Source organism: Streptomyces sp. NPDC051020, from assembly GCF_040683105.1.
GTDB lineage: Bacteria > Actinomycetota > Actinomycetes > Streptomycetales > Streptomycetaceae > Streptomyces.
Genome location: NZ_JBFBCG010000027.1, coordinates 21,629 through 47,726, shown reverse-complemented (window position 1 = coordinate 47,726; position 26,098 = coordinate 21,629). Strand labels below are relative to the sequence as shown.

The following is a 26,098-nucleotide window of genomic DNA, read 5'->3' as shown; positions in this document are numbered from 1 at the left end:
CAGCTGGACGCGGAGCCGGACGCCGCGCTGGTGTCGTCCTGCGTCGTTGTTCGCAGGTTTGTGCAGTGCTGGTACATGTTGCCCCGTGGCCGCGTACTCTGTCCCCCACCCATCCGAACACCGCACGAAGAGAGCCCCCGGCCATGCCCCCTCAGGACATGACGACTGCTGCGTCTCCTTCCGGGGGCGCCACCCCGGATTCCCTGGGTCCCGACCACCTCCTCGATGTTCTGCAGCACCAGGTGGCCGTCTTCGCCCGCCGTGCCGAGCAGACCCGCCTCGGCGGCGTCGGCCAGGTCCGCAACTCCATGGACCGGGCGGCGTATCTGCTGCTGAACCGACTGGACCGGGAAGGCCCGATGGGCGTCAAGGCGCTGGCCGCGGGCATGGGGATCGACTCCTCGACCGTGACCCGTCAGGTCGCGCCGCTCGTCGACACCGGGCTGGTCAAGCGGACCTCGCATCCGGAGGATGGCCGCGCGGTCGTGCTTCAGCTGTCGCCGCGCGGACACGCGCGGCTGGACGAGGTGCGTGCGTCGCGGCGGGAGCTGATGTCGCAGGTGACGGGGGAATGGACGGCGGAGGAGCGCGAGACGTTCTGCACGCTTCTGATCCGGTTCAACGCGGCGCTGGCTGCGCGGCAGCAGCAGCCCACGGGGGGCTGACCGCTGGAATACGCCTGCACAACCTCTTGACCCGCGGACCTCCCCGGCGCTGCGATGTGGGTGTGCGAGAGCGGCAGACGGGACTTCAACGGCGGCGCGCCCGGCAGTTCGAGACTTTTGTAGCGGGCGCCGCGGGCCGACTGCTGCATACCGCCACCCTGCTCACCGCCGAGCCCACGCAGCCGCCCGGCGCGAACGAACGGGCGCAGCGGCTGCTGACCGCCGCCCTGGCCCGCACGTACGCGGCCTGGGACGGGCTGCACGGTGAGGATCCATACGACCGCACCCGGCAGGAGCTGGCCCTCCGGTTCGCCCGTGAGGCGTGGCGGCACCATCGGCCGCGCGGCGGGCTATTGGATCCGCTGACCCCGCGGGAGCGGCTGGTTCTCGTGCTGCGGCTGTACGAGGGGGTCGCCGAGGAGCAGACCGCCGCATTGCTGGGGCTTCCGGTGGACCGGATCCGGGCGCTCTGCAACCGGTCGGTGGCCACGATGCGCGGCACCCGCAGGCCCACGGCGCGGCGGCTGTCCGTACGACTGCTGGGGGCGGGGTCATGAGACGTCAGGACCAGAAGGAGGACCAGGTCCGGCGGATGCTGGACGTGCCGCATCCGCAGGTCCCCGCCGATCTGGCGGAGCGGGCGGCCGAGCGGGGCGGCCGGATGCTGCGGCGGCGCCGTGCGCTCCGTGCGCTGGTGATGTTCGTGCTGTGCGCGGCCGTGGTCGCGTTCACGGTGTGGGTGGTGATCGCCGAGCCCTGGCAGGTGCCGTCCACGGAGACGACCCCGCCCCTGGACGGACCGTAAAGCCCGAAAAGCCCGGTTCCTGAAGGCTCGATTCCTGCGGTTCTATCCTGGATGTGACGGCATGCCGCACGAGCCGAGGAGGCCGTCATGACCAGGAAGATCGCGGACTGCCGCAAGCACCCGAGCGTCACGAACTGCTCGCTCACCATCGCCGGTGAGGAGGAGGAAGTGGTGCGGGCCGCGACGGAACACGCGGTCTCCGTCCACGAACACGCCGACAGCCCGGAGCTGCGGGAGCAGATCCGGGCGTCGCTGGAGGACGAGAAGCTCGACGCCTGACCCCCAGGACGCCGGACGGGCGGGACGAGTGCCTGCCCGCCCGGTTCTCTGCTGCGGGAATCCTTCCGGGGGCTCTCCCCCGGATCACGCCGGGCTCGCGAGCCCCGGCACGCACATCTGCCGCGTTGTCGTCGGTCGGCAACTCCCCCATAGCCCGAAAGGCATGGGAGGGGCCCCCTCCGCGTTGCCTCCCCCTCCGCCATGCAGCTGCACGCACCGGACCCCGCTCCCCGGTCCGGTCCGAAAGCAGGCCGTCAGCCGAGCGCCTGCGTCAGGTCGGCCAGCAGGTCGTCCGCGGACTCGATGCCGACGGAGAGGCGGACCAGGTCGGCCGGTACCTCCAGGGCCGAACCGGCCACGGAGGCGTGCGTCATCCGGCCCGGGTGCTCCACCAGCGACTCGACGCCGCCGAGCGACTCGCCGAGCGTGAAGAGCTTGGCCCGGTTGCAGACCTCGACCGCCGCCTCCTCACCGCCCTGGACCCGGAAGGACACCATGCCGCCGAACGCCTTCATCTGCTTGGCGGCGATCTCGTGTCCCGGGTGCTCCGGCAGCCCCGGGTAGAGGACCTGGGTGACCTTGGGGTGCCGGGTCAGCAGCTCGGCGACCTTCGCCGCGTTCTCGCTGTGCCGGTCCATCCGGACGGGCAGCGTCTTGATGCCACGCAGCACCAGCCAGGAGTCGAACGGTCCGGCGATCGCACCCATCGCGTTCTGGTGGTACGCCAGTTCCTCGCCGAGCTCCGCATCGGCGGTGATCAACGCACCGCCGACGACGTCGGAGTGGCCGCCCATGTACTTGGTCAGGGAGTGCACGACGACGTCCGCGCCGAGTGCGATCGGCTGCTGCAGATAAGGGCTGGCGAAGGTGTTGTCGACGACCAGCCGGGCACCCGCGGTGCGCGCCACGTCCGCGACCGCGGCGATGTCGGTGATGCCGAGCAGCGGGTTGGACGGCGTCTCGACCCAGATGACCTTCGTACGGTCGTTGACCTCGGCCCGGACCGCCGCCGGGTCCGAAGTGTCCGCGACGGAGTAGTCGACACCCCACCGCTTGACGACCTTGGCGAAGAGCCGGAAGGTGCCGCCGTAGGCGTCGTTCGGGATGACGACATGGGCGCCGGGGTGGAGCAGCGTGCGCAGCAGGCAGTCCTCCGCCGCGAGCCCGGACGCGAAGGCGAGACCGCGGCGGCCGCCCTCGATGGCCGCGAGGTTCTCCTCCAGCGCGGTGCGCGTCGGGTTGGCGCTGCGGCTGTACTCGTAGCCGCCGCGCAGTCCGCCGACGCCGTCCTGCTTGTACGTGGACACCTGATAGATGGGCGGAACAACGGCGCCGGTGAGGGGATCGGCGGTGTTGCCCGCGTGGATCGCGAGGGTCTCGAAACTCAGCTGGTCGCTCATGGGGCCCGAGCGTAGTTCGTCACAGGGGTGATGCACGGCCACTGCGCCGTCCGGTGACAATGGGGGCATGGAGATTCTCTGGTTCCTGATCGCGCTGTGCATGCTCGCCGCGGCCCTCGGCCCCTTCGTGCTGCGTCGCCGCTCCGGTATCCGCCAGGTCACGCCGGGCTCCCCCGACGCCGCCGACCCGGACACGTACGGCTTCGTGCGCCAGGAGCAGCTGGACATCCGGATGCCGGGACCCGACCAGGACCTCCTCGATGTCCTCGATGTCGTGCAGCGCACCCAGGACTGGCGCGCCGCCTCTCAGTTGCTGGCGGGGACGCCGAAGGAGGGTGAGGTGCGGTGGCAGCGCGTGCAGGCGTTCGCCGGTGCCGCCTCGCTGGAGCTGCTGCAGGCGCCCGGGGTCGGTGGTGCGTGGCTGCGGTCGTGGCGCGCCGAGTCACCGAAGGACGCGGGCGGGGCTGCGGTGCACGCCGAGTTCCTGGTCCAGCAGGCATGGCGGTCCTCCTCCGCGGGGACGGACGACTTCCGGATCATCCTGGAGGAGGCCCGTACGGTCTGCGGCGAGGCGGCCCTGCTGGCGCCCGGCGACCCGGTCCCGTACATCGTCGAACTGGCCGTCGCGCGTGGACTCGGCTACTCCCACGAGCAGTTCGACCAGCTCTGGGCGAAGATCATCGACCGCGCCCCGGCGCACATGGGCGCGCACATCGCCGCGCTGCACTTCTGGTGCGAGAAGTGGCACGGCTCCCGCGAGGAGGCCGAGCGGTTCGCGACGTCCGCCGCGGCCCGCGCCCCGCAGGGTTCGCTGCTGGCCGCGTTGCCGCTGTTCGCGGTGTACGAGCATCTGCCCGAGGTCAATCTGGTGCAGGGCTTCTACCGGGGCGTCGTGGTGACGAAGGCCGTCGAGGGCGCTTTGTTCGCGGTGCACGCGGCGCGCCCCGACGACCCGATGCTCGCCCATGTCCGTCATCTGCTGGTGCTGTTCCTCGTCCGGATGGAACGCTGGGCGGAGGCGATGCACCAGCTCGTCCACATCGACGGGCACGTGGGCGCGCTGCCGTGGACGCAGAACCCCGACCCGGCCGCCGAGTACACGGTCTACCGGGCGCTGGCGGTCGCCGGGTACGAGGCGAACGGCGGCAGCCCGGCGACGCTGCCGCGGTAATCGTGAGCTCCGGCGCTCGGCACTTGCTGTCGATGCGTCGGCCGGGGGCGACCGCCCGACGGCATACCGGTGACATCACCGGGGCAGCGGCCCGGCACCCGTTCTCCGGGCGATTGTCGGGGGTGGCGCGGCCCCGGTCCCGGGCTGCTGCCCGTATACCGCGTTGCCGTGCCCACCCACGGGACGACATACTCCGGTTCCCCACGCGCACCGCCACCCGTCCCCTTCCCGTGGGGGAATCCGCCCGATGAGCCCAACTCTGCGTGCCGTCCGCGCCGTTGTTCTGTTCGCCGGCTTCTACTTGCTGGGTATCCTCCTGCGGCACGGGCGCCTTTACGATCCCGCAGCACCCCATCCGGCGCCGCCTGCACGGCGTAGAGCGTTTTGTCATCACCCGTGGCGGAGAGTACTTCTTCCTGCCGAGCCTCAGCGCACTGCGCTGGCTGGCCGAGGTCAAGTGAACCGAGCGTCGGTCGATGGAGACCATCGTCCGTTCCAGGACCGGGCGGTTGTCCGCGTCGCTGCGGTAGGCCCGGCGTTCGGTCCACATCGCTGCTCGACCCGTACCCGTAGAGTTCGCCACGGTCACATGGGTACATCCTCGTAGGGACGGGCGTATCGTGCCCGATCGGTGTCGCGCCCGCGGACGGCTGACCTGCCGCCCGCCGTCTCGCGGACCTGCCTGAGGAGGAATCCCACCCGATGACAAGCGACGGCCTCGACAGCCTGGCCGCGATGCGCGGCCGCCCCTGGTTCATGGCCAACGAACTCCTGGCGTTCGTCATCGAGTTGGCGGCGCTGGCGTGCCTGTCGTGGTGGGGTTTCACCGCCGGCGGCGGGGCCGCTGCCCGGTGGCTGCTGGGGCTCGGAATACCGGCGGTGGCCATCGTGCTGTGGGGGCTGTTCGCCGCTCCTCGCGCCCGGGTCCGGCTCCCGCTGTGGGGCGTCCTGCTGGTGAAGGCGGTGGTGCTCGGCGGCGGGGTGTACGCGGTGTACCGCGTGGGTCATCCGGTGGCGGCGGCGGTGGCCGGCGTCGTGGTGGTCGTGAACACGGGGCTGGCCGAGTTCTTCCGGCGCCTTCCCGCGCGGTGACGGGGCTCTCGGGGCCTCTCGCGTTCGGATCACGCCGGGCTCGCGGGGCCTGATCGTGGAGAGACTCGCGGGGCCCGATCCGAAGGAAAGGGCCCCGACGCCACCGGCCCGGCCGCGGAGGCGGCCGGGCCGGTGGTGCGTACGGCGCGGGATCAGATGAGACCCTGCGCGAGCATGGCGTCCGCGACCAGTTCGAAACCGGCGATGTTCGCGCCGACCACGTAGTTGCCGGGGCTGCCGTAGCGGTCCGCCGTGGTGAAGCAGGAGTCGTGGATGTGGCGCATGATCTCCGCGAGCCGCTCCTCGGTGTGCGCGAAGGTCCATGAGTCGCGCGAAGCGTTCTGCTGCATCTCCAGCGCGCTGGTGGCCACGCCGCCCGCGTTGGCGGCCTTGCCGGGGGCGAAGGCGACGCCCGCTTCCTGGAGGACCCGCACGGCCTCCGGGGTGGTGGGCATGTTGGCGCCCTCGGCGACCGCCTGCACCCCGTTGCGTACGAGCGTCAGCGCATCGGCCTCGTGGAGTTCGTTCTGCGTGGCACACGGCAGGGCCACCTCGCAGGGGACGTTCCACACGCCCGTACCGGCGACGAAACGGACATGTGCGCCGCGCCGCTGCGCGTACTCCGAGATCCGGCCGCGACCGGCCTCCTTGATCTCCTTGAGCAGGGCGAGGTCGATGCCCTTCTCATCGACGACATAGCCGTCGGAGTCGGAGCACGTCACCACGGTCGCGCCGAGCTGCTGGGCCTTCTCGATCGCGTAGATCGCGACATTGCCGGAGCCCGACACGACGACCCGCCGGCCGTCGAGGGATCCGCCCCGACTCCTGAGCATCTCGTCGGTGAAGAGCACACAGCCGTAGCCGGTGGCCTCGGTGCGCGCCTGGGCACCGCCCCAGCCCAGGCCCTTTCCGGTGAGCACACCGGACTCGTACCGGTTGGTGATCCGCTTGTACTGGCCGAACAGGTAGCCGATCTCGCGGCCGCCGACGCCGATGTCACCGGCCGGGACGTCCGTGTACTCGCCCAGATGACGGTGGAGTTCGGTCATGAACGACTGGCAGAAGCGCATGACCTCGGCGTCGGAGCGGCCCTTCGGGTCGAAGTCGGCGCCGCCCTTGCCACCGCCGATCGGCATCCCGGTGAGGGCATTCTTGAAGATCTGCTCGAATCCGAGGAACTTCACGATGCCGAGGTCGACCGAGGGGTGGAAGCGCAGCCCGCCCTTGTACGGTCCCAGGGCGCTGGAGAACTCGACCCGGAAGCCGCGGTTCACATGGATGTGGCCGGAGTCGTCCGACCACGGCACGCGGAAGATGAGCTGACGCTCCGGTTCACAGATGCGCTCGATGATCCGGGCGTCCACGAACTCCGGTCGCTGCGCCAGGACCGGGCCGAGCGTCTCGAGGACTTCCCGTACCGCCTGATGGAACTCGCTCTCGCCCCGATTGCGCCGCAGGATCTCCGCGTACAGCGGCTCGATGACACGGATCTCGGCCGCGTGCGGCTCCGAGGAAACAGGGATGGCCGGCATCTGATCAAGACCTTCCATGGGTCGGCAACGTGCGCGAAGGCGCCCCCGTCCCCAGGGGCACCGCCGGTCCCCCTCCCCATTGAGGACGTCACCCAGACATCGTGAGAAGCGCACTCACCGATGCGACGTACGGGACCGCTGTGACGTATCGATTGTCCCAGGGAAGCCGCAAGATCCTCGGCCGCATCCACATACTGAGCCTTTCCCGAGCCTTCCGGCACCGGGCGTGTGGCTCAATCCGCACCGGATGGGGCCGGTCGGGCCGGAGGGATCAGGCCTCCTCGCGCCTGTCCCGCAGCATCCACAGCCCCACGCCGGACGCGAGGACGACCACGCCGGAGGCGACGCTCAGGGCGATGTGCAGGCCGGTGTCCTCCATCAGGTTGAGGCCGACATTGGCGACGACTGCGAGACAGAGCACGAGCCAGAGCAGCGGCTTCATGGGGGTTCCCTCCGTGGTTGATCCGACGTGATCCATTCTCCGGAGCGGGGCGCGCCGCAGGGAGGGACCCCTCCCCCGGAACGGGGGTGTACTCAGCTACACCTCGCTCAGAGCCGTCGGACCGGCCACGGGTCACCGTACGCGTTCCGGGCCGTTGCCCGTCAGGCATCTGCGGCCGCTGCCGCTGCCCGCATCGCGGCCGCGGTCGCCGACGCGTCGTACTCCGGTCCGACGCCTTCGACGAGCACCGCATCGCCCGCCATGTTCCGGGTCCGCAGCGGCAGCAGCTCCCGGTAGGCGTCCGACTCGTACCAGCCGCGGGCAGCCACCATGCTCGGGAACCCGATGATGACGAGCGCACCCGGCCACTCGCCCTCGATGACCTCGACCTGCGCGCCATGGACGAGGAAGCGGCCGCCGAAGGGATCCATGGTCGACTGGATGCGCTCGATGTAGGTGAGGACCTCCTCGCAGGGGTCGGCGGTCGGGTGCAGGTGGGCTATGGCGAATGCGGTCATGGTCTCGCCCTCCGAGATCTGCGTGCTGCCGTGTCTCCGTCAGCCGGTGTGCACCATGCTGCCCAGGCGAGTACGGAGCGTCGATTACCTCCGGGGTAGGGGGAGGGCTCAGTCGGTGATGCCCAGGTCCTCCCGCATCAGCTCCCGCATCGTGTCGAGGAACGGACTCGCCGCCCGCAGGTTCTCCAGGATCCGGGCCACGGTCTCGCCGTCGCGGGCGAGACCGCGGTCCAGGCGTTTGACGGCCCCGTCGGCGTTCGCGAGCACCTGGTTGAGGTCGCGGGAGGCCTGCAGGATCCGCTCCGGGACGATCATCTGCGCCTCGGCGTAGCGGTCGCGGTGGTCGAGGCGGGCCTCTTCGAGCTGGGTGCGCTCCTGCTCCGCATAGACGCCGTCCCTGATCCGGTGCAGGGCGTCCTTGAGGAGTGTGTGGAACTGCCGGGAGGCCCGGTTCATGGCCGTGTACTGGGCGCGCCGCTCCTCGAACCTCCGTCGTGTGTCGGCCAGTTCGGCCTCCTCCCGGCGCTCCCGCGCGGTCATCCGCTGCGCGAGCATCGGCGCGAACAGGGTGCCGAGCACACCGACGACTGCGGTGATCATGGCGGTGATGGCAGCGGTCATGATGCGAGATTAGACCGATCGCTCCACGGCCGGCCCGGCCGCCGCTGCAACTCTGGTACTGGCTGCGCCCGTTGCACTCCGGTTTCTCCGGTACGAGCGAGGGGCCGCGCCCTGTGGGCAGCACCCCGCCCGGCCGCCCGCGCGCGGACCTGTCCGCCGGCCTCTCCGGACCGCGCCAGGTCCGCCGCAGCGACCTCGCCGCGTACCGGGCCGGCCGCCTACGGAACCGTCAACGCCGGGCAGGAGCGATGGTGTCGGCGCCGTCACCCCTGCCCGGAAGGCCGGTGTGCCCGGCCGGTGTGTCCGTACGTCACACGTCCGCGTCCGTACGCCACATCGTGGCGCCCGCGCGTCAGGCCGCCGCGTTCTCCGTGATCGTGACACGGCCCTTGCGGATGGTCGCCAGCCGCGGCGCCCTGCGGGCGATCGCGCTGTCGTGGGTGACCATGACGAAGGTCAGCCCGTGCTCCTTCCACATCGTCTCCAGCACCTCCATGACCTCGTCGCGCATCGATTCGTCGAGGTTGCCGGTGGGCTCGTCGGCGAGCAGCACCTTCGGCTGCTTGACCAGCGCCCGGGCGATCGCCACACGCTGCTGCTGCCCGCCGGACATCTCGCTCGGGAGGTGCCCGAGCCGCTCACCGAGTCCGACGGAGTCCAGCGCCTCCGCGGCCCGCCTGCGCCGCTCCGCGGGCCTGCCACCGAGCGGGACGAGCGCGGTCTCGACGTTCTCCTGCGCGGTCAGCGTCGGGATGAGGTTGAAGCTCTGGAAGACGAAGCCGATGTTCTGCGCGCGCACCTTGGTGAGCTTGGCCTCGCTGAGCTTCGCGAGGTCCACACCGTCGAGTTCGACGCTGCCGGCCGTCGGACGGTCCAGACCGCCGAGCATCTGCAGCAGCGTGGATTTGCCGCCGCCGGTGGGGCCCTGGATGACCAGGCGGCCCCCGTCCTCGATGGTCAGATCGACGCCGGCGAGCGCATCGACGGTGGACTTTCCGCGGGTATAGCGCTTGGTGACGCCGCTGAGCGTGTACATGGGTCAACTCCTGCTGGACTGAGAGGGGTGGGGCTCGCGGGCGGGCTATTCGACGCGGCGCAGCGCGTCCGCGGGGCGCAGCCGGGAGGCCCGCCAGCCGCCGAACGCGCCGGCGATCAGCCCGCCCGCCACGGCCAGCGCGACGGCGATGAGGATGGTGGACAGGGAGACGGGTGCGGTCAGCGCGATGTCGAGGGACTTGGACGCCGCCTGGCCGACGGGGCCGCCCATGCCGCCGGGGCCGCCGGCCATGCCGCCACCGCCGCCCGAGCCACCGAGCTGCGCGGTGAGGGTGGGGCTGATGGCCGTCACGACGTACGCGCCGGCCAGACCGACCGCGATGCCGAGGACACCGCCCATCAGACCGTTGACGAGGGCCTCGCCGACAACCTGGCGGGTGACCCGGCCGCTCTTCCAGCCGAGCGCCTTCAGCGTGCCGAACTCCCGCACCCGGCGGCTGACCGCGGAAGAGGTGAGCAGTCCGGCGACCAGGAAGGCGGCCACGAGGACTGCGATCGACAGCCACGTGCCGACGCTGGTGGCCAGGTCGGAGGCGGTGGACAGGGAGCCGGAGACGGTGTCGGCGAGGTCCGCGGAGGTGGTGACGGTCGTGCCCGGGATGTTCTTCTGGATGGCGGACTTGACGCTGTCGATCTGCTGCGAGTCGGCGGCCTTGACGTAGACCGTGGTGACCTTGTTCTTGGCCTCGGCGAGGGTCTGCGCCTGCTTCAGCGGGATGTAGACGTTGGCGGCCGCGTCGCCGCTGTCCGCCGTCGAGACACCGACGATCTTGTACGTGGTCCCGGAGATGGTCACGGTCTTGCCGACCGCGAGCTTCTTCTGCTTGGCGTACGAGGCGTCGACGACCGCGACCTCGGCGTCGGCCTCGGTGGCCTTGAACGTACGGCCCTTGGTGATCTTCGACGAGGTCAGCGGGCCGAGGTCCTGCTCGGTGACGTCGGTTCCGCACACGGTGTACGAGTTGACGTCGAAGGAGGCGCCGCCGCCCTGGACCTCACCCTGCGGCTGCGTCGCGCCGCCGTCACCGCCGGGACCGCTCCGGCCGGTGGCGCCCGCGTTCCCGTTCTGCTTGAACTCGCCCGGCTTGAACCGGCCGTCCACTTTCAGGACGTTCAGGCTCAGCCCGCCGGCGGCGTCCGCGACACCGTTCTGCTTGCCGACCTCGTCGACGGTGGTGGAGGACAGCGTCTGGAAGCCCTGGACCATGACCCGGTCCGAACTCTGCTTCGAGTCATCGCCCTTGGCGTCGAACTCGAACCTGGGGCGCTGACCGCTGGAGCCCGGAGCGGCGGCGGCCTTGGTGACCGTCATGTCCGTACCGAGGCCGTACAGCGATTCCAGGACCTCGTCCTGGGCCTTGCTCATGCCGGAGGAGACCGAGCTGACGATGATGACCAGCGCAATACCCAGGGCGAGCCCCGAGGCGACGACCAGCGCCGCCTTTCTGCGGCGGCGCAGCTCGCGCCGGAGGTAGGTGAAGAACATGACGCGACGTTATGGATCGGTTGTGATGGCGAGTTAAGGCCGCAATGAGATCCGGATGAGAACGCTTCCGGACGACGAAGGCGGCGGCACCGGGGGTCCGAGGGGATCCGGGGTGCCGCCGCCATGCGTACGTACGGGGCGTCGGGGTTACGCGGGTACGCGGTCGAGCGTGGGATACGGAGGGCGTCCGGGGACGCCCTCCGGGGTCAGGCTGCGGAGCCTGCCTGCCAGTCGGCCCAGCTCATGTTCCAGCCGTTGAGGCCGTTGTCGGGGGTGATGGTCTTGTCCGGGGAGTTCTTGACGATGACCACGTCGCCGACCATCGAGTTGTTGTAGAACCACGCGGCGGGCTGGTTGGCGTCGCCCGCACCCTTGACGTCGGCGAGGCCGACGCAGCCGTGGCTGGTGTTGGCGCTGCCGAAGACCGACCGCGCGCCCCAGTAGTTGCCGTGGATGAAGGTGCCCGACGAGGACAGCCGCATGGCGTGCGGCACGTCCTTGATGTCGTACTCGCCCTTGCCGTCGGCATCGGTGAAGCCGACCGTCGCACCGTTCATCCGGGTCTCCTTGAACTTCTCGGAGATCACCATCTGACCGTTGTACGTCGGGTTGGCCGGGGAACCGGCCGAGATCGGGATGGTCTTGATCGTCTTGCCGTTCTGGGTGACGGTCATCGTCTTCGTGCTGGCGTCGACCGTCGAGACCTGGTTGCGGCCGACCTTGAAGGTGACCGTCTTCTGCTGCACACCGAAGACGCCGTTCGAGCCCTCGACGCCGTCCAGCGCCAGCTTCAGCGTGACGGTGGAGCCGCCCGTCCAGTACTGCTCGGGGCGCAGGTCCAGACGCTGTGAGTTGAACCAGTGGCCGACGACCTGCTGGCCGCTGCTGGACGTCACGGTGATCCCGGCCTGGACGGCCTTCTGGTTCGTGATCGGCTTGTTGAAGTTGATCGAGACCGGCATGCCGACGCCGACCGTGGAGCCGTCCTCGGGGGTGAAGTTCCCGATGAAGCTGTTGGCGGGCGACACGGTGGTGAACGAGGAGTTCTCGTGAGCCTCGCGGCCCTTCGAGTCCTTGGCCGTCGCGTTGATCTTGTAGGTGGTCGAGCGCTCCAGCTGCCCGCTCGGCTGCCAGCTCGTGCCGTCGGCCGCCAGGGTGCCCTGGACGCTCGCGCCGGCCGCCGTGGTCATGGTGACCTCGGTCAGCTTGCCCTTGGTGACGGTGACCTTGGCGTCGTTGTTGATGCTGGCGTTGGTCGCGCCGTTCTTCGGCGAGATCGCTATCTGCGCCTCAGAAGCGTCCTGGGCTGCCGCCTTGTCGGCCGCTGCCGCCTGCGACGTCTTCGAGCTCTCGGCGCTGGCCTTGTCCCCGCCGTCGCTGCAGGCAGTCAGCACCAGAACGCCGCCGAGCAGTGCGGACGCGGCCATCAGGCCCCTGCGTCGTTTGCTGTCCGTCATCACACGCTTCTCCATCGTTGCCGTATCCCCCATAACCCCGCACAGAGCCGCCGGCCGGCGGTACCCCGTCAATGTTCCAGGAACACCCGGGAGGGGCCCTCCGTTCCGCATCCGTCAAAGATGTGGGGAACACCACTCATCGACGCAGCCGTGGCGGCTGTGGTTCCAGGGGCCGAACACCTGGTGGCCCCTGTCCAACGGAAACGGGCCGGGGCCGGTGTGTTCACCGGCTGGACCGCTGTTCCCCGTCGTCGTCTTCCTCCCCATTGTGCGGGACGTCGTCGTCGTCCTCGTCGTCCTCGTCCTCGTCGTCGAGGTCCCAGGCGTCCGGTTCCTCGGGGTCGTAGTCGATGATCTCGCTGGTCCAGGAGGCCTGGGCCAGCTCGACCCCCGGCACCTCGCCGACCAGATCGAACGGGTCGACGAGGGAGGCGAGGGCCTCCGCACCGTCATCCCGTACCGCGGACTCGGCATGCATGCGCTCCTCGGCCAACTCGCCGCCGGGCTCGCCGTACTCGGCGGCGATGCTCTCCAGTGCCGTACCGCTGAGGGCGTCCGCGTCTGTGATCTCCAACACCATCTCCACGCGAAGGCGAACAAACCGTGATGTCTCTGAAGTGCTCATACGCCGGAGCGTAGGGCCAAGGGCTCCCCCGGCTTTCCCGCGACCCGCTGCTTTCATTAGCATCGGCGCACCCGGCTAGGACCGACCGCTGCCGGTCGGTCTAACTCACTGCTGTCACAAGGGGGATCGATTCCGTGGCCATAGCCCGCCGTCCGCTCCTGACCGCCACCGCGGCGGCCACGCTGCTGTGCGCCCTGTGGTTCGTCCCGTCGGCCAACGCGACGAACAATGCCGACGGTGCGGCCGGTACGCCGAGCAGACCGGTGGTCACGAACGCCGGGGACGAGGTGTCCGGGCCGGCGCTCGCCGAGACCGGAGCCGGGGTCGACACCACTCCGTATCTGATCGGTGGCACAGGGTTCCTGGCCATCGGCGCAGCGTTCGTCGCGCACTCGGGGCGCCGCGCGGGCGCCTGAGAGGCCGCGCACATAGGTGGGGCGGCCTCTCAGGCGTGTTTCGATCACCGGACGGGCTTGAGGGACAGGTCCGTCCGCGGAACCGCCTGATGCCCCCAGGGGGGTGTCCGCAAGACATCGCCGTCCGGCCGAAGCAGGGCGCCGGGATTCCCGAGCAGCGAAGCCACTTGGGCATCCCGGCAACTCTGCGGGCCGGACGGGACTTTGCGGACGTGCCCTACGCCAGTGCCCCGGTGACCGGCTCCACCGCAGCCACCAGCTTCCCGCTCCGCACGAACGCGTCCGCGGCAGCCAGATCCGGCGACAGGAACCGGTCCGGGCCGGGCCCCTCGACGCCGGCCGCCCGCAGCGCCTCGATCGCGGCGAGGGACGCGGGCGCCGGGGCGAGCCCCTGGTCGGCGCGCAGTTCGATGGCGCGGGTCGCCGCGTACAGCTCGACGGCGATGATCCGGCCGAGGTTCTCCACCGCGGTACGGAGCTTGCGCGCCGCCGACCAGCCCATGGAGACATGGTCCTCCTGCATCGCGGAGGACGGGATCGAGTCCGCCGACGCCGGGACCGCGAGCCGCTTCATCTCGCTGACCAGGGCGGCCTGCGTGTACTGGGCGATCATCAGACCCGAGTCGACACCGGCGTCGTCGGCGAGGAACGGCGGCAGCCCGTGCGAACGGTTCTTGTCCAGCAGCCGGTCCGTGCGGCGCTCGGTGATCGAGCCGAGGTCGGCGGCGACGATCGCCAGGAAGTCGAGTACGTAAGCCACCGGGGCGCCATGGAAGTTGCCGTTGGACTCGACGCGGCCGTCCGGCAGGACGACCGGGTTGTCGACGGCGGAGGCCAGCTCGCGGTCGGCGACGATCCCGGCGTACGCGAGGGTGTCCCGCCCGGCGCCGTTGACCTGGGGCGCGCACCGCACCGAGTAGGCGTCCTGGACGCGCGGCGCGTCGTCCTGGTGATGACCGGTGAGGCCGGACCCGGACAGCACCCGCAGCATGTTGTCGGCGCTGACGCCCTGGCCCGGGTGCGGGCGGATGGCGTGCAGCTCCGGGGCGAGGACCTTCTCCGTGCCGAGCAGTGCCTCCAGGCTGAGCGCGGCAGTGATGTCGGCGGAGGTGTAGAGGTTCTTCAGGTCGGCGAGGGCCATCACGAGCATGCCGAGCATGCCGTCGGTGCCGTTGAGGAGGGCAAGGCCCTCCTTCTCGCGCAGTTCGACAGCGGCAATGCCATGCGCGGCGAGGAGCTCACCGGCCGGGCGTACGACACCGTCGGGGCCCTCGGCGTCGCCCTCGCCCATCAGCGTCAGGGCGCAGTGCGAGAGGGGGGCCAGGTCGCCGGAGCAGCCGAGCGAGCCGTACTCGTGCACGACGGGGGTGATGCCCGCGTTCAGTACGTCGGCCATGGTCTGGGCAACCTCGGGGCGTACGCCGGTGTGGCCGGAGCAGACCGTCTTCAGGCGAAGGAACATCAGCGCGCGCACGACCTCGCGCTCGACGCGCGGGCCCATCCCGGCCGCGTGCGAGCGGACGATGTTGCGCTGGAGCTGGGCCCGCAGGTCGGGGCTGATGTGCCGGCTGGCGAGCGCGCCGAAGCCGGTGGAGACGCCGTAGACCGGCTCGGGCTTGGCGGCCAGCGCGTCCACGATCTCGCGGGCGGCGGCGAGTGCGCTGACTGCGGCTGCGGAGAGCTCGACGCGGGCTCCCGCGCGAGCCACGGCGATGACGTCCTCTGCGGTGGTACCGGACGTCCCCACCACGACTGTGTGCATATCCATATTCAGAAGCGTACGGACTGAATCTCACCATGTCACTAGTCGTCGTGCGGCCGGCCCCTTACCGATCGCGATCGCGGTTCCGTGCGAGCGCTACGGGCGGCTGCCGCGCAGCCGACGGCGGTCATGAGCGGACTTCGGCGGCGAGTCGGCCAGCCGGATGACCTCGCCGTCCCGCCCCGCCACCACCGGCTTCGTCGAGCGGGCCGCCTTCGCCCGGTACTGGGCGGCGTCCGCCAGCCGGAAGAGCCGCCGGGCCGAGACCACCGGACCGATCGGGTCGCCGGTCGACGCGATCCCGCAGGCGACCCCGTCGCCGTGCTCCAACTCCGATGCCCGATCGCAGAGTTCGGTGGCCACCCGGATCACCTCGTCCGCCTCGGGGCCCACGGCGAGCAGACAGAACTCGTCACCGCCGAGCCGGGCCGCGAGCGCTCCCGGCAGCATCGCGCCACACCGTGACAGCACCGAGCCGAAACGTTCCAGCAGTCGGTCGCCGACCGCGTGGCCGAGCGTGTCGTTGACCTCTTTCAGGCCGTTCAGGTCGCAGACGACCAAGCTGACCACCGAGCCGTCGGCATGGTGCCGTTCCACCGCCTCGTCGAGCCGCGCATCGACGAGGCGACGGTTGGCCAGCCCCGTCAGCGGGTCGGTGAAGGCGAGCCTGCGGACCTCTTCGAGGCGCTCCGTCTGGGAGATCCCGGCGGCGACGACGGCCGCCAACACGGTCGCGAAGTCCGCGTCCGCCCGCCCGAACGCCGGCGCCCCCACCGGTCGCGCCACATAGAGCTCACCCCAGGCCCGCCCGTGCAGCACGATCGGCGCGACCACACAGCAGCCGCGCCCGCGGCGCCGCAGAGCCGCCACGCGCTCATGGCGGTAACCGCTCCCGGGCCCGCCCGCACCCGCCGATTCCACGTCGGACGCGACACCGTCCTCGCCGACCGGCCCGTCGGCCGTCTCCACCCAGGCGTCCGGTTCACCGCCCCCCGCCCACCGCTCGTGCAGGAACTCGGTGATCTCCGGGAACTCGTGCACCGGGTACGTTTCCTCGTCGGGGAACTCCTCCTCCCCTTCGGCCCGTTCACCCGCGTTCACCAGCACCCGGAGCTGTCCCGGTCCGCGCTCCCACACGGAGAGCGCGGCGAAACTGCCGCCCAACGCCTCGCACGACCCCAGCGCGGCCGCCCGCCAGGACTCGCGCGGGGCCTGCGCCGCAGCCATCGACTGCGCAAGCGATACGACGGCCCGCAGCCGCACATCTTCACCACCCATCGTTACATCGTATGTAGATCTGTGGTGATTTGATCAATTTGAAGCCGCGAATCTCCTGCTCTGCGCGTCGGAGCCACGACGTACCGTTACTCGCCCGGCCAGTTCGGCTTCCGCTTCTCGTTGAACGCGGCCACGCCCTCGGCCCGGTCCCCGGAGAAGGCCACCGAGCGCCAGGCCGCGTCCTCCACTTCCAGTCCGGCCCGCAGATCGAGCCCGTGTCCGAGCCGCAGCGCCCGCTTCGCAGCGCGCAGACCCACCGGCGAGTTGGCCGCGATCCGCCCGGCGAGCGCGAGCGCCTGCGTCCGGTCCTCCCCGGCCTCCACCAGCTCGTCGACGAGGCCCAACTCCCTTGCCTCCGCGGCCTCCACCCGCCGGGCGGTGAAGACCAGCTCGGCGGCGCGCGCCGCCCCGATCCGGCGCGGCAGCAGCTGGGTGCCGCCGCCCCCCGGGATGACGCCGACCGACACCTCGGGCAGCCCCACCACGGCGGTCCGATCGGCGACGATCAGATCGCAGGAGAGAGCCAGCTCGAATCCGCCGCCGAGGGCGAACCCGTGCACGGCGGCGACCGTCGGCATCGGCAGGTCGAGGACGCCGGTGTAGGCGGCGCGGGCGGTGGGCCGCTGCCGGACGAGCTCGGCGTCGGTGAAGGAGTTCCGCTCCTTGAGGTCCGCACCCACACAGAAGGCGCGCTCGTGGCTGGAGGTGAGAACGGTGACCCGCACGGCGGGGTCGGCGGCGAGCGCCGCACAGGCGGCACCGATCGAGCGGGCCATGTCCGTGGACACGGCGTTCATGGCCTTGGGCCGGTCCAGAACCAGTTCGGCGACATGGTCCTGGCCCTCGTGGACCCGTACCACGACGAACTCCCCGAACCGCTGCTCGGACGTGACGGTCATGACTGCACCCCTCCGGTTAACGAGCGTTATCGGAGGGATCCTAGTGCCGCGGCCGGCAAGGTTTGCCTGTCAAGGAGCGGCGGCCGGTGCGTGTGATCGCAAGGCGGCCGGAAGCCCTGGTAGCGGAGCTACCTGGGCTTTTGGCCAACGCCGCGAGCGCGCGTGCCGGGCGTCGCGACGCGTGTCCGCGAGCGCGGTCAGGACGTACCGCGCCGGGCCAGGAGCCACGGCTCCACCACGCCGAGCCCGCGCACCGGCCGCTGCCACATCGGCTGCAGCCCGTACCGGTACTTCGGCACGGCCGACGGCTCCATGCCGTTCTCGCGCTCCTTCTCGGCCGCCGCGGCCTCCTCCGCCGCCTGCGCCTCGGAGGCCGGGGCGTCGCCCGTACGCGTCAGCTCCTCCGCGAACGCGCCGTCCACCAGCACGGCATCCTTGGGCGCTATCGAGGTGAGCCGGCTGGCGAGGTTCACCGTCGTGCCGAAGACATCGCCCATCCGGGTCGTGACGGTGCCGAACGCGATGCCGACGCGGAGCGCGGGCATCGTCTCGTCCTCGGCCATCGCTTCTATCAGGCGCAGCGCGATCTCGGCCGCCGTGCCCGCGTCGTCGGCGGCGAAGAGGACCTCGTCACCGAGGGTCTTGATGAGTCGGCCGCCGTGCGCGGCGACCAGGTCGGCGCAGGTTGTCTCGAACGACTCGACGAGCTCCCCGAGCTCCTCCTCCTCCAGCCGCCGGGTCAGCCGGGTGAAGCCCACCAGGTCCGCGAAGCCGACGGCAAGCCTGCGGTCCACCATCTCGTCGTCGTCGGCCGCCTGCACCACCCGGCCGGTCGCGGCGGCGAGCTGGCGCCGCCAGACATAGATGAGGAACTCCTCCAGCTCCGGCAGGAGCAGCTCCACCAGGGGATACGTGACCTCGGTGCGGGTCATGCCGGGCTCGGGCGGCTCGGTCAGCCCCTCCAGGAAGGAATCGATCTGCCATTCCGCCAGCCGGGCGGTGGTCTGTCCGGTGGACCGGGCGACCTGCACCGCCATGGGCTCGCTGAGCAGTCCCGCCTCCACGAGTCCGGCGAGCCGCCGCAGCGCCAGCACGTCCGCCTCGGTGAGCGCCTTCGCCTGCCCGATGTCGGCGAACCCCATGGCCCGCCAGAACCGCGACGCCAGGTCCATCGAGACACCGGCGGTACGGGCCGCCTGGAACGGGGTGTAGCGGCGGTCGGCCCCCAGGATCAGCTGTTCCAGCCGGATCGCGAGGGGATCGTCGGTCGGTTCCGCCGTGTGGTCGACTTCGTGATGCGGCGTCGCGTGGACCGAGGGTTCGGATGGGGGCTCCGCGCCCGCGCCGGAGCTCGTGTCGTCGACGGTCACCAGCCGCCTCCTGCCCGTTCCCTGCGCACTGCCCTGCCGATCTGTCGGTGGATCGCCTCAACGATACGGCAGGTGTGCGCTACCTCACTAAATGAGGGCGCCCGGGTACGGGGCGGGCCCGGGCCGGGGGCGTGGGTGGCTGCTCCCCGGTGCGTGGCTTCCACGGGGACGACCGCCGGACCGGACGCCCGGGTACGGGGCGGGCCCGGGCCGGGGGCGTGGGTGGCTGCTCCCCGGTGCGTGGCTTCCACGGGGACGACCGCCGGACCGGACGCCCGGGTACGGGGCGGGCCCGGGCCGGCGGCATGGGTGGCTGCTCCCCGGTGCGCGGTTTCCACGGGGACGACCGCCGGACCGGACGCCCGGGTACGGGGCGGGCCCGGGCCGGCGGCATGGGTGGCTGCTCCCCGGTGCGTGGCTTCCACGGGGACGACCGCCGGACCGGACGCCCGGGTACGGGGCGGGCCCGGGCCGGGGGCGTGGGTGGCTGTGGACGGCCCGGGCCCCGCCGCCCCCGGTACTGGCGGGGTCGCCGGGCCCTGGGCCGTCCCGCCCCCCCCATGTGCCGGTCGGTCTAAGGCACTAGGCAAGACCGCCGCCCTCCACGCTCCTCAGATGGACGATGTCGCCCGCCGACACCGGCTCCTGGAGGCCCTCCTCGGTGGACAGGATCAGGCGGCCGTCACCGTCGATCGCCACCGCCTCACCGGTGAGAGAGCGGTCGCCGGGGAGCTGGGCGCGCACCGTCCGCCCCAGCGTCGCGCAGCCCGCCGCGTACGCCGCCTGGAGGCCGCTCTCCGCCGCGTCGCCGTCGGCCGCGCGCCATTCCCCGTACCAGTGCTCCAGCGAGCGCAGCACGCCCCGCAGCAGCGTCTCCCGGTCGGTGGAGACCGCTCCGGCCAGGGCGAGGGAGGCCGCCGCGGGGACGGGGAGTTCGTCCGCGTGCAGGGAGACGTTGATACCGATACCGACGACGACGCCGTTCGCGGCGCGCTCGGCCAGGATGCCGCCCGTCTTCCGCTCCTCGCCCGCCACCGTGACCAACAGGTCATTCGGCCATTTCAGCGCCATGTCGACGCCCGCCGCCTTTGCCAGACCGGTCGCCGCCGCGACACCCGCGAGCAGCGGCAGCCAGCCCCAGCGATGGACCGGTACGCCCTCGCCGGGGGTCAGGTAGACGGAGAAGAACAGGCCGGAGCGGGCGGGCGCCGTCCAGGTCCGGTCGAGGCGGCCTCGGCCCGCGGTCTGTTCCTCGGCGATCAGGACCGTGCCCTCGCTGAGTTCCGCAGCCCGTCCCGCGAGGTCGGAGTTGGTGGAACCGATCGTGTTCACGACGTCGAGCGAGGTCCACAGTCCGCCCGGCCGCAGCAGTCCGCGGCGCAGCGCGGCGACATTCAGGGGTGGCCGGTCCAGGTCCGACCAGCGGTTCTGTGACGCATCCGGAGGTGTCATGCAAGCCACCCTAGGTGTGGCAAACGACGCACTGCCGAACGGTATCCGCGCCGATACGCTACGGATCAGTAGCCATTCAGCACCTTCGGCAGCTGCCCGCGCGGCCGTCCTCGCGCACCCGGCCGCGCGCACGCAGCCGTAGAACCCACCAGTCAGTCGTCCCCGTGACCAGGCAGGGAGCCGCCACCCGATGTCCGAGCCGGAAGAGATCGACATCCACACCACCGCGGGCAAGATCGCGGACCTGCAGCGCCGTATCGACGAGGCGACCCATGCCGGTTCCGCACGTGCGGTCGAAAAGCAACACGCCAAGGGCAAGTTGACCGCCCGCGAGCGGGTCGCTCTCCTGCTCGACGAGGGCTCCTTCGTGGAGCTCGACGAATTCGCCCGTCACCGCTCCACCGACTTCGGGATGGAGAAGAACCGCCCCTACGGCGACGGTGTGGTCACCGGCTACGGCACGGTCGACGGCCGCCCGGTGGCAGTGTTCTCCCAGGACTTCACGGTCCTGGGCGGCTCCCTGGGCGAGGTCTTCGGCCAGAAGATCATGAAGGTGATGGACTTCGCGCTGAAGACCGGCTGCCCGGTCATCGGCATCAACGACTCCGGAGGCGCCCGTATCCAGGAGGGCGTCATGGCCCTCGGGATGTACGGGGAGATCTTCCGCCGCAACACCCATGCCTCCGGGGTGATCCCGCAGATCTCGCTGGTCGTCGGCCCGTGCGCGGGCGGCGCGGTCTACTCCCCCGCGATCACCGACTTCACGGTGATGGTGGACCAGACCTCGCACATGTTCATCACGGGTCCCGACGTCATCAAGACGGTGACCGGTGAGGACGTCGGCTTCGAGGAGCTGGGCGGCGCCCGTACGCACAACACCACCTCGGGTGTGGCGCATCACATGGCGGGTGACGAGAAGGACGCCATCGAGTACGTCAAGTCGCTGCTGTCCTACCTCCCGTCGAACAACCTCTCCGAGGCACCCGCCTTCCCGGAGGAGGCGGATCTCACGGTGACCGACGAGGACCGTGAGCTCGACACCGTCATCCCGGACTCGGCGAACCAGCCGTACGACATGCACACCGCCATCGAGCATGTGCTGGACGACGGCGAGTTCCTTGAGACGCAGGCCCTGTTCGCGCCGAACATCATCACCGGCTTCGGGCGTGTGGAGGGCTACCCCGTCGGCATCGTCGCCAACCAGCCGATGCAGTTCGCGGGTTGTCTGGACATCAACGCGAGCGAGAAGGCCGCACGCTTCGTCCGCACCTGCGACGCGTTCAACGTGCCCGTGCTGACCTTCGTCGACGTCCCCGGCTTCCTGCCCGGCGTCGACCAGGAGTACGGCGGCATCATCCGGCGCGGCGCCAAGCTGATCTACGCGTACGCGGAGGCGACCGTCCCGCTGATCACGGTGATCACCCGCAAGGCGTTCGGCGGCGCGTACGACGTCATGGGCTCCAAGCACCTGGGCGCCGACATCAACCTCGCCTGGCCGACCGCGCAGATCGCGGTGATGGGGGCGCAGGGCGCCGTCAACATCCTGCACCGCCGCACCATCGCGGAGGCGGAGGACCAGGAGCCGACTCGGGCGCGGCTGATCCAGGAGTACGAGGACACGCTGCTCAACCCGTACGTGGCGGCCGAACGCGGCTACGTGGACGCGGTGATCATGCCGTCCGACACCCGGGCGCACGTCGTGAAGGGGCTGCGTCAGCTGCGTACGAAGCGGGAGTCGCTGCCCCCGAAGAAGCACGGCAACATCCCCCTCTAGAAAGGGTCCTGACCATGATCAAGGTCGTACGGGGCAACCCGACCCCGGAGGAGTTGGCCGCCGCACTGGCAGTGGTCCAAGCGCGCGCCGCGGCGACGGCGGCTGTGTCGTCCGGCGCGCCCGCGCTGCCCGAGCGGTGGTCCGACCCGGGCCGCATCGCCCGCCGGGAGCGCCATCGGCCTGGCCCGCAGGCCTGGGCGCGGACGTACTGGCCGGGGTAACCGTCCGGCCGCACGGTGTCCTCACAGGCCCGGAACCCGTCACGGCGGGTTCCGGGCCTCCGCCGTGCGGCCGCGGAACGATCCGGTGCGTACGCACCCGGTCTGAGTACCCGTACTCAGGCGCCGCGGGGGCGGCCGCAGCAGGATCGGGATCATGCTGTGGTCCGACCCCGAGAACAGGCCCCCGAAAGAGCTGCGCGACGCCCAGGACATGATGCGGCGTGTGTGGCTGGTGCTTGCGCTCGCCATGGTCGTCATCATGCTGGCGCTGGGCACCCGCTGACGCCGTGGGCGCCCGGTGCCCCGGCGCGCGCCGGGGTCGTGAACACTCGGTGCCGCGGCGTGCGCCGAGGTCGTGGATGCGCGGTACTGCGGCGTGCGCCGAGGTCGTGGATGCGCGGTACTGCGGCGTGCGCCGAGGTCGTGGATGCGCGGTACTGCGGCGCGCCGGGCCCTTCTACGATGGCCGGTATGACTGATCAGCGCCGTCTCGTGCTCGCCTCCGCCTCCCCCGCCCGTCTCGGCCTGCTGCGCCAGGCCGGCTTCGCACCCGAGGTGATCGTCAGTGGCGTGGACGAGGACGCGTTGACAGCCCCGACGCCGGGCGAGCTCGCGCTCGTCCTCGCCGAGGCGAAGGCCGCCGCCGTGGCCGGCCGTCCGGAGGCCGCGGGGGCCCTGGTCATCGGGTGCGACTCGGTCCTCGAACTCGACGGCGAGGCGCTCGGGAAGCCGGCGGAGAGCGAGGACGCCACCGCCCGCTGGAAGTCCATGCGCGGCCGGGCGGGGATCCTGCAGACCGGCCACAGCGTGATCGACACGGCGACCGGGCGTACGGCGTCCGCGACGGCATCCACCGTCGTCCGGTTCGGTGAGCCCACGGATGCCGAGATCGCCGCCTACGTCGCCTCGGGCGAGCCGCTCCATGTCGCGGGCGCCTTCACGCTGGACGGGCGCTCGGCACCGTTCATCGACTCCATCGAGGGCGACCACGGCAATGTCATCGGGCTCTCACTGCCATTGCTGCGCCGACTCCTGGGCGAACTGGGTTTCTCCGTCACCGACTTGTGGGTCTGACACGCACGGCTGACGCGCGGGCGGGTCACGCGGGCGCCGGAGCACCCTCTTCGGCGCCGCCGTTCCCGTCCGCCTCGCCGTCGCGCTTCTCGCGCCCGGTCCCGTGCGCGACCAGAGTCAGCACGATCAGTCCGAGCACGGCCATCATGAAGGCGAACGCGGCCCAGCCGACCAGCCCCACGGTCAGCGCGCCCAGCACCCCGTGCACCACGGCGCAGCTGATCAGGGCGAACCGGCCGACCCTGCCGGGGGCGCGGTCACGGATGCCGGTCACCAGCAGGACGAGACCGCACAGCAGCAGATAGAGGCCGGCCACGCCGCCCATCGCCCACGCCCCGGCGGACATGGCGGCGGGATCGAGCCCCGCCAGTGACATCTCCTGGTTGTCGATGACCGTCGCCAGGATGCCGTTGACGAGCACCATGCCCGCGGCTTCCACGAAGAGCACGATCGCGGCAACGAAAGCCACCGGTCTGCGCACCACGGCGCCCACCCCCTGTTACCTGCAGTACGTGCGATAGCGCGGACCCTACTAACGGGCAATCCTTCGGACAAGAGTTCAGACCGCCCTGCCTCCCGCTTTCCGCACCCGGACACGGATCACACTCGACACACGAACTCCGCGTTGTCGTGCCCCTCGTGCGTCGCGCAAAGAAAACCCCGCCCGTTAGTAGGTACCCAACAAAGAAACGCCAGGAGCCAGCACTCCTGTGAACAGAGACCCGGACCACACCTCGTGGCTACTGTGGGGTCATGAAACCCGGCGTACCGTGGTGCCACAAGGGATTTCGCGCTTCGAGCAGGCCTCGAATCACGCTCCGTGTGGGCAAGCTCACCAATGGGGACGGGTCGTAAGGCCGTGTCGGTAGTCCCTAAACTCAGCTTGTTTCAAGGAGGGAGCCATCGTGCGCAAGGTGCTCATCGCCAACCGTGGCGAAATTGCTGTCCGTGTTGCTCGGGCGTGCCGGGATGCCGGGATCGGGAGCGTGGCCGTCTACGCCGACCCGGACCGGGACGCTCTGCATGTGCGTGCGGCCGACGAGGCATTCGCTCTGGGCGGTGACACACCGGCCGCCAGCTACCTTGACATGGCCAAGGTGCTGCAGGCTGCCAAGGACTCGGGGGCGGACGCGATCCACCCGGGCTACGGCTTCCTGTCGGAGAACGCCGAGTTCGCCCAGGCCGTGCTGGACGCCGGGCTGACGTGGATCGGTCCGCCGCCACAGGCGATCCGGGACCTGGGCGACAAGGTCGCGGCCCGGCACATCGCGCAGCGTGCCGGTGCGCCGCTGGTCGCCGGCACCCCGGACCCGGTGTCGGGTTCCGCGGAGGTCGTGGCGTTCGCCGAGCAGCACGGGCTGCCGATCGCGATCAAGGCGGCGTTCGGCGGCGGCGGTCGTGGGCTGAAGGTGGCCCGGACGCTGGAGGAGATCCCGGAGCTGTACGAGTCCGCGGTCCGCGAGGCGGTCGCGGCGTTCGGGCGCGGGGAGTGCTTCGTGGAGCGCTACCTCGACAAGCCGCGACACGTGGAGACGCAGTGCCTGGCCGACAGCCACGGCAATGTCGTCGTCGTGTCGACCCGTGACTGCTCGCTGCAGCGCCGCCACCAGAAGCTGGTGGAGGAGGCGCCCGCGCCGTTCCTGTCCGAGGCGCAGAACGCGGAGCTGTACACGGCGTCGAAGGCGATCCTGAAGGAGGCCGGGTACGTCGGTGCGGGAACCGTGGAGTTCCTGGTCGGTATGGACGGCACGATCTCGTTCCTGGAGGTCAACACCCGTCTCCAGGTCGAGCACCCGGTCACCGAGGAGGTCACCGGTCTCGACCTGGTCCGCGAGATGTTCCGGATCGCGGACGGCGAGAAGCTCGGTTACGACGACCCGGCGGTACGCGGGCACTCGTTCGAGTTCCGGATCAACGGCGAGGACCCGGGCCGCGGCTTCCTGCCCGCCCCGGGCACGGTGACGGTGTTCGCGCCGCCGGCCGGTCCGGGCGTCCGCCTGGACGCGGGCGTCGAGTCCGGCTCGGTCATCGGCCCCGCCTGGGACTCGCTGCTGGCGAAGCTCATCGTGACCGGTGCGACGCGTGAGCAGGCTCTGCAGCGGGCGGCGCGCGCCCTGGCCGAGTTCAACGTCGAGGGCATGGCCACCGCGATCCCGTTCCACCGCGCGGTCGTCGCCGACCCGGCGTTCACCAGCGACCCGTTCCGCGTCCACACCCGCTGGATCGAGACCGAGTTCGTCAACGAGATCAAGCCCTTCGCCACCCCCGCCGAGGCGGAGGCAGAGGAGGAGGCAGGTCGCGAGACGGTCGTCGTCGAGGTCGGCGGCAAGCGTCTCGAGGTCTCCCTGCCCTCGTCGCTGGGCATGAGCCTGGCCCGCACCGGGCTCGCGGCGGGCGCCAAGCCCAAGCGCCGCGCGGCGAAGAAGACCGGCTCCGCGGTCTCCGGCGACACCCTCGCGTCCCCGATGCAGGGCACGATCGTCAAGATCGCCGTCGAGGAGGGCCAGGCGGTCAACGAGGGCGATCTGATCGTCGTCCTGGAGGCCATGAAGATGGAACAGCCCCTCAACGCGCACCGCGCGGGCACGATCAAGGGTCTGGCCGCGGAGGTCGGCGGCTCGGTCTCGTCCGGCGCCGTGATCTGCGAGATCAAGGACTGATCTACGGAGCCGTCCCGGGGCCCCTGCTCAGTCGTGCGAACGA

27 protein-coding genes are annotated in these 26,098 nt (G+C 70.8%); 12 read left to right on the top strand and 15 right to left on the bottom strand.

Annotation, left to right across the window (positions count from 1 at the left end):
* Nucleotides 1-143: 143 nt before the first annotated feature.
* From AB0N06_RS16965 to AB0N06_RS16950, 4 genes are all read left to right on the top strand, one after another.
* Nucleotides 144-665: a MarR family transcriptional regulator gene (locus AB0N06_RS16965; protein WP_366135456.1), complete on the top strand. Its 522-nt coding sequence runs from the start codon at nt 144-146 to the stop codon at nt 663-665.
* A 62-nt stretch (nt 666-727) separates the two neighbouring features.
* Complete coding sequence (locus tag AB0N06_RS16960) at nt 728-1,222, top strand: sigma factor-like helix-turn-helix DNA-binding protein (protein WP_366135455.1); 495 nt, start codon at nt 728-730, stop codon at nt 1,220-1,222.
* Nucleotides 1,219-1,470: a hypothetical protein gene (locus AB0N06_RS16955; RefSeq protein ID WP_366135454.1), complete on the top strand. Its 252-nt coding sequence runs from the start codon at nt 1,219-1,221 to the stop codon at nt 1,468-1,470. Before AB0N06_RS16960 ends, AB0N06_RS16955 begins: the two co-directional genes overlap by 4 nt.
* Nucleotides 1,471-1,557: 87 nt before the next feature.
* A complete protein-coding gene (locus AB0N06_RS16950; protein ID WP_366135453.1) occupies nt 1,558-1,749 on the top strand; it encodes a DUF1059 domain-containing protein in 192 nt (63 codons plus the stop codon).
* 254 nt (nt 1,750-2,003) lie between these two features.
* On the opposite strand, the gene AB0N06_RS16945 is transcribed toward AB0N06_RS16950, so the two are convergent.
* On the bottom strand, nt 2,004-3,149 hold the full coding sequence (locus AB0N06_RS16945) for a cystathionine gamma-synthase (RefSeq protein WP_366135452.1): 1,146 nt from the start codon (nt 3,147-3,149) through the stop codon (nt 2,004-2,006).
* Between the two features lie 67 nt (nt 3,150-3,216).
* Between AB0N06_RS16945 and AB0N06_RS16940 the strand changes: the two genes are divergently transcribed.
* Together AB0N06_RS16940 and AB0N06_RS16935 are read left to right on the top strand one after the other, a co-directional pair.
* Nucleotides 3,217-4,320 carry a hypothetical protein gene (locus AB0N06_RS16940; RefSeq protein ID WP_366135451.1) on the top strand — a complete coding sequence of 368 codons (1,104 nt, stop codon included), beginning with the start codon at nt 3,217-3,219 and terminating at the stop codon, nt 4,318-4,320.
* Between the two features lie 702 nt (nt 4,321-5,022).
* Nucleotides 5,023-5,412, top strand: a complete 390-nt coding sequence (locus tag AB0N06_RS16935) for a YrdB family protein (RefSeq protein ID WP_366135450.1) — start codon at nt 5,023-5,025, stop codon at nt 5,410-5,412.
* Nucleotides 5,413-5,564: 152 nt separating this feature from the next.
* On the opposite strand, the gene gdhA is transcribed toward AB0N06_RS16935, so the two are convergent.
* The 8 genes from gdhA to AB0N06_RS16895 all read right to left on the bottom strand — a co-directional run bounded on the left by gdhA (nt 5,565) and on the right by AB0N06_RS16895 (nt 13,104).
* Nucleotides 5,565-6,944, bottom strand: a complete 1,380-nt coding sequence (gene gdhA, locus AB0N06_RS16930; RefSeq protein WP_366135500.1) for an NADP-specific glutamate dehydrogenase — start codon at nt 6,942-6,944, stop codon at nt 5,565-5,567.
* Nucleotides 6,945-7,215: 271 nt separating this feature from the next.
* Nucleotides 7,216-7,386 carry a hypothetical protein gene (locus tag AB0N06_RS16925; RefSeq protein WP_366135449.1) on the bottom strand — a complete coding sequence of 57 codons (171 nt, stop codon included), beginning with the start codon at nt 7,384-7,386 and terminating at the stop codon, nt 7,216-7,218.
* 161 nt (nt 7,387-7,547) lie between these two features.
* On the bottom strand, nt 7,548-7,904 hold the full coding sequence (locus tag AB0N06_RS16920; protein WP_366135448.1) for a DUF1330 domain-containing protein: 357 nt from the start codon (nt 7,902-7,904) through the stop codon (nt 7,548-7,550).
* A 108-nt stretch (nt 7,905-8,012) separates the two neighbouring features.
* A complete protein-coding gene (locus AB0N06_RS16915) occupies nt 8,013-8,525 on the bottom strand; it encodes a hypothetical protein (RefSeq protein WP_366135447.1) in 513 nt (170 codons plus the stop codon).
* Between the two features lie 352 nt (nt 8,526-8,877).
* Nucleotides 8,878-9,561 (bottom strand): ABC transporter ATP-binding protein, encoded by a 684-nt coding sequence (locus AB0N06_RS16910; protein ID WP_366135446.1) that lies wholly within the window; start codon nt 9,559-9,561, stop codon nt 8,878-8,880.
* 45 nt (nt 9,562-9,606) lie between these two features.
* Nucleotides 9,607-11,067, bottom strand: coding sequence for an ABC transporter permease (locus AB0N06_RS16905; protein ID WP_366135445.1), 1,461 nt, complete (start codon nt 11,065-11,067; stop codon nt 9,607-9,609).
* A 206-nt stretch (nt 11,068-11,273) separates the two neighbouring features.
* A complete protein-coding gene (locus AB0N06_RS16900; protein ID WP_366135444.1) occupies nt 11,274-12,539 on the bottom strand; it encodes an Ig-like domain-containing protein in 1,266 nt (421 codons plus the stop codon).
* 208 nt (nt 12,540-12,747) lie between these two features.
* Nucleotides 12,748-13,104, bottom strand: a complete 357-nt coding sequence (locus AB0N06_RS16895; protein ID WP_366135499.1) for a hypothetical protein — start codon at nt 13,102-13,104, stop codon at nt 12,748-12,750.
* Nucleotides 13,105-13,283: 179 nt separating this feature from the next.
* Here AB0N06_RS16895 and AB0N06_RS16890 point away from each other — a divergent pair, with 179 nt between their 5' ends.
* Complete coding sequence (locus AB0N06_RS16890) at nt 13,284-13,565, top strand: hypothetical protein (protein WP_366135443.1); 282 nt, start codon at nt 13,284-13,286, stop codon at nt 13,563-13,565.
* A gap of 217 nt (nt 13,566-13,782) precedes the next feature.
* On the opposite strand, the gene hutH is transcribed toward AB0N06_RS16890, so the two are convergent.
* The 5 genes from hutH to AB0N06_RS16865 form a co-directional block, all read right to left on the bottom strand.
* Entirely contained in the window at nt 13,783-15,333 is a 1,551-nt protein-coding gene (gene hutH, locus AB0N06_RS16885; RefSeq protein WP_366135442.1) for a histidine ammonia-lyase, read from the bottom strand.
* A gap of 90 nt (nt 15,334-15,423) precedes the next feature.
* Nucleotides 15,424-16,605: a GGDEF domain-containing protein gene (locus AB0N06_RS16880; protein WP_366135441.1), complete on the bottom strand. Its 1,182-nt coding sequence runs from the start codon at nt 16,603-16,605 to the stop codon at nt 15,424-15,426.
* An 86-nt stretch (nt 16,606-16,691) separates the two neighbouring features.
* Nucleotides 16,692-17,504, bottom strand: a complete 813-nt coding sequence (locus tag AB0N06_RS16875; RefSeq protein WP_358857829.1) for an enoyl-CoA hydratase-related protein — start codon at nt 17,502-17,504, stop codon at nt 16,692-16,694.
* A gap of 197 nt (nt 17,505-17,701) precedes the next feature.
* Nucleotides 17,702-18,874, bottom strand: coding sequence for an adenylate/guanylate cyclase domain-containing protein (locus AB0N06_RS16870; protein ID WP_366135440.1), 1,173 nt, complete (start codon nt 18,872-18,874; stop codon nt 17,702-17,704).
* Nucleotides 18,875-19,456: 582 nt separating this feature from the next.
* On the bottom strand, nt 19,457-20,326 hold the full coding sequence (locus tag AB0N06_RS16865; protein ID WP_366135439.1) for a biotin--[acetyl-CoA-carboxylase] ligase: 870 nt from the start codon (nt 20,324-20,326) through the stop codon (nt 19,457-19,459).
* A gap of 190 nt (nt 20,327-20,516) precedes the next feature.
* Between AB0N06_RS16865 and AB0N06_RS16860 the strand changes: the two genes are divergently transcribed.
* The 4 genes from AB0N06_RS16860 to AB0N06_RS16845 all read left to right on the top strand — a co-directional run bounded on the left by AB0N06_RS16860 (nt 20,517) and on the right by AB0N06_RS16845 (nt 23,395).
* On the top strand, nt 20,517-22,100 hold the full coding sequence (locus AB0N06_RS16860) for an acyl-CoA carboxylase subunit beta (protein WP_366135438.1): 1,584 nt from the start codon (nt 20,517-20,519) through the stop codon (nt 22,098-22,100).
* 14 nt (nt 22,101-22,114) lie between these two features.
* Entirely contained in the window at nt 22,115-22,321 is a 207-nt protein-coding gene (locus AB0N06_RS16855) for an acyl-CoA carboxylase subunit epsilon (RefSeq protein WP_366135437.1), read from the top strand.
* Between the two features lie 154 nt (nt 22,322-22,475).
* The gene (locus AB0N06_RS16850; protein WP_366135436.1) at nt 22,476-22,604 is read left to right on the top strand and encodes a hypothetical protein; all 129 of its coding nucleotides are present in this window, start codon (nt 22,476-22,478) and stop codon (nt 22,602-22,604) included.
* Nucleotides 22,605-22,783: 179 nt separating this feature from the next.
* Complete coding sequence (locus tag AB0N06_RS16845) at nt 22,784-23,395, top strand: nucleoside triphosphate pyrophosphatase (protein ID WP_366135435.1); 612 nt, start codon at nt 22,784-22,786, stop codon at nt 23,393-23,395.
* 25 nt (nt 23,396-23,420) lie between these two features.
* On the opposite strand, the gene AB0N06_RS16840 is transcribed toward AB0N06_RS16845, so the two are convergent.
* Nucleotides 23,421-23,876 (bottom strand): hypothetical protein, encoded by a 456-nt coding sequence (locus AB0N06_RS16840; RefSeq protein ID WP_366135498.1) that lies wholly within the window; start codon nt 23,874-23,876, stop codon nt 23,421-23,423.
* Nucleotides 23,877-24,300: 424 nt separating this feature from the next.
* Here AB0N06_RS16840 and AB0N06_RS16835 point away from each other — a divergent pair, with 424 nt between their 5' ends.
* Complete coding sequence (locus AB0N06_RS16835) at nt 24,301-26,055, top strand: biotin carboxylase N-terminal domain-containing protein (RefSeq protein WP_366135434.1); 1,755 nt, start codon at nt 24,301-24,303, stop codon at nt 26,053-26,055.
* The last annotated feature ends 43 nt before the right edge of the window (nt 26,056-26,098 follow it).

Coding starts and splice junctions, on each gene's coding strand:
- AB0N06_RS16965 (WP_366135456.1), top strand. CDS start 144: ATGCCCCCTCAGGACATGACGACTGCTGCGTCTCCTTCCGGGGGCGCC.
- AB0N06_RS16955 (WP_366135454.1), top strand. CDS start 1,219: ATGAGACGTCAGGACCAGAAGGAGGACCAGGTCCGGCGGATGCTGGAC.
- AB0N06_RS16950 (WP_366135453.1), top strand. CDS start 1,558: ATGACCAGGAAGATCGCGGACTGCCGCAAGCACCCGAGCGTCACGAAC.
- AB0N06_RS16945 (WP_366135452.1), bottom strand. CDS start 3,149: ATGAGCGACCAGCTGAGTTTCGAGACCCTCGCGATCCACGCGGGCAAC.
- AB0N06_RS16940 (WP_366135451.1), top strand. CDS start 3,217: ATGGAGATTCTCTGGTTCCTGATCGCGCTGTGCATGCTCGCCGCGGCC.
- AB0N06_RS16935 (WP_366135450.1), top strand. CDS start 5,023: ATGACAAGCGACGGCCTCGACAGCCTGGCCGCGATGCGCGGCCGCCCC.
- gdhA (WP_366135500.1), bottom strand. CDS start 6,944: ATGCCGGCCATCCCTGTTTCCTCGGAGCCGCACGCGGCCGAGATCCGT.
- AB0N06_RS16925 (WP_366135449.1), bottom strand. CDS start 7,386: ATGAAGCCGCTGCTCTGGCTCGTGCTCTGTCTCGCAGTCGTCGCCAAT.
- AB0N06_RS16920 (WP_366135448.1), bottom strand. CDS start 7,904: ATGACCGCATTCGCCATAGCCCACCTGCACCCGACCGCCGACCCCTGC.
- AB0N06_RS16915 (WP_366135447.1), bottom strand. CDS start 8,525: ATGACCGCTGCCATCACCGCCATGATCACCGCAGTCGTCGGTGTGCTC.
- AB0N06_RS16910 (WP_366135446.1), bottom strand. CDS start 9,561: ATGTACACGCTCAGCGGCGTCACCAAGCGCTATACCCGCGGAAAGTCC.
- AB0N06_RS16905 (WP_366135445.1), bottom strand. CDS start 11,067: ATGTTCTTCACCTACCTCCGGCGCGAGCTGCGCCGCCGCAGAAAGGCG.
- AB0N06_RS16900 (WP_366135444.1), bottom strand. CDS start 12,539: ATGGAGAAGCGTGTGATGACGGACAGCAAACGACGCAGGGGCCTGATG.
- AB0N06_RS16895 (WP_366135499.1), bottom strand. CDS start 13,104: ATGGTGTTGGAGATCACAGACGCGGACGCCCTCAGCGGTACGGCACTG.
- hutH (WP_366135442.1), bottom strand. CDS start 15,333: ATGGATATGCACACAGTCGTGGTGGGGACGTCCGGTACCACCGCAGAG.
- AB0N06_RS16880 (WP_366135441.1), bottom strand. CDS start 16,605: ATGGGTGGTGAAGATGTGCGGCTGCGGGCCGTCGTATCGCTTGCGCAG.
- AB0N06_RS16875 (WP_358857829.1), bottom strand. CDS start 17,504: ATGACCGTCACGTCCGAGCAGCGGTTCGGGGAGTTCGTCGTGGTACGG.
- AB0N06_RS16865 (WP_366135439.1), bottom strand. CDS start 20,326: ATGACACCTCCGGATGCGTCACAGAACCGCTGGTCGGACCTGGACCGG.
- AB0N06_RS16860 (WP_366135438.1), top strand. CDS start 20,517: ATGTCCGAGCCGGAAGAGATCGACATCCACACCACCGCGGGCAAGATC.
- AB0N06_RS16855 (WP_366135437.1), top strand. CDS start 22,115: ATGATCAAGGTCGTACGGGGCAACCCGACCCCGGAGGAGTTGGCCGCC.
- AB0N06_RS16850 (WP_366135436.1), top strand. CDS start 22,476: ATGCTGTGGTCCGACCCCGAGAACAGGCCCCCGAAAGAGCTGCGCGAC.
- AB0N06_RS16845 (WP_366135435.1), top strand. CDS start 22,784: ATGGCCGGTATGACTGATCAGCGCCGTCTCGTGCTCGCCTCCGCCTCC.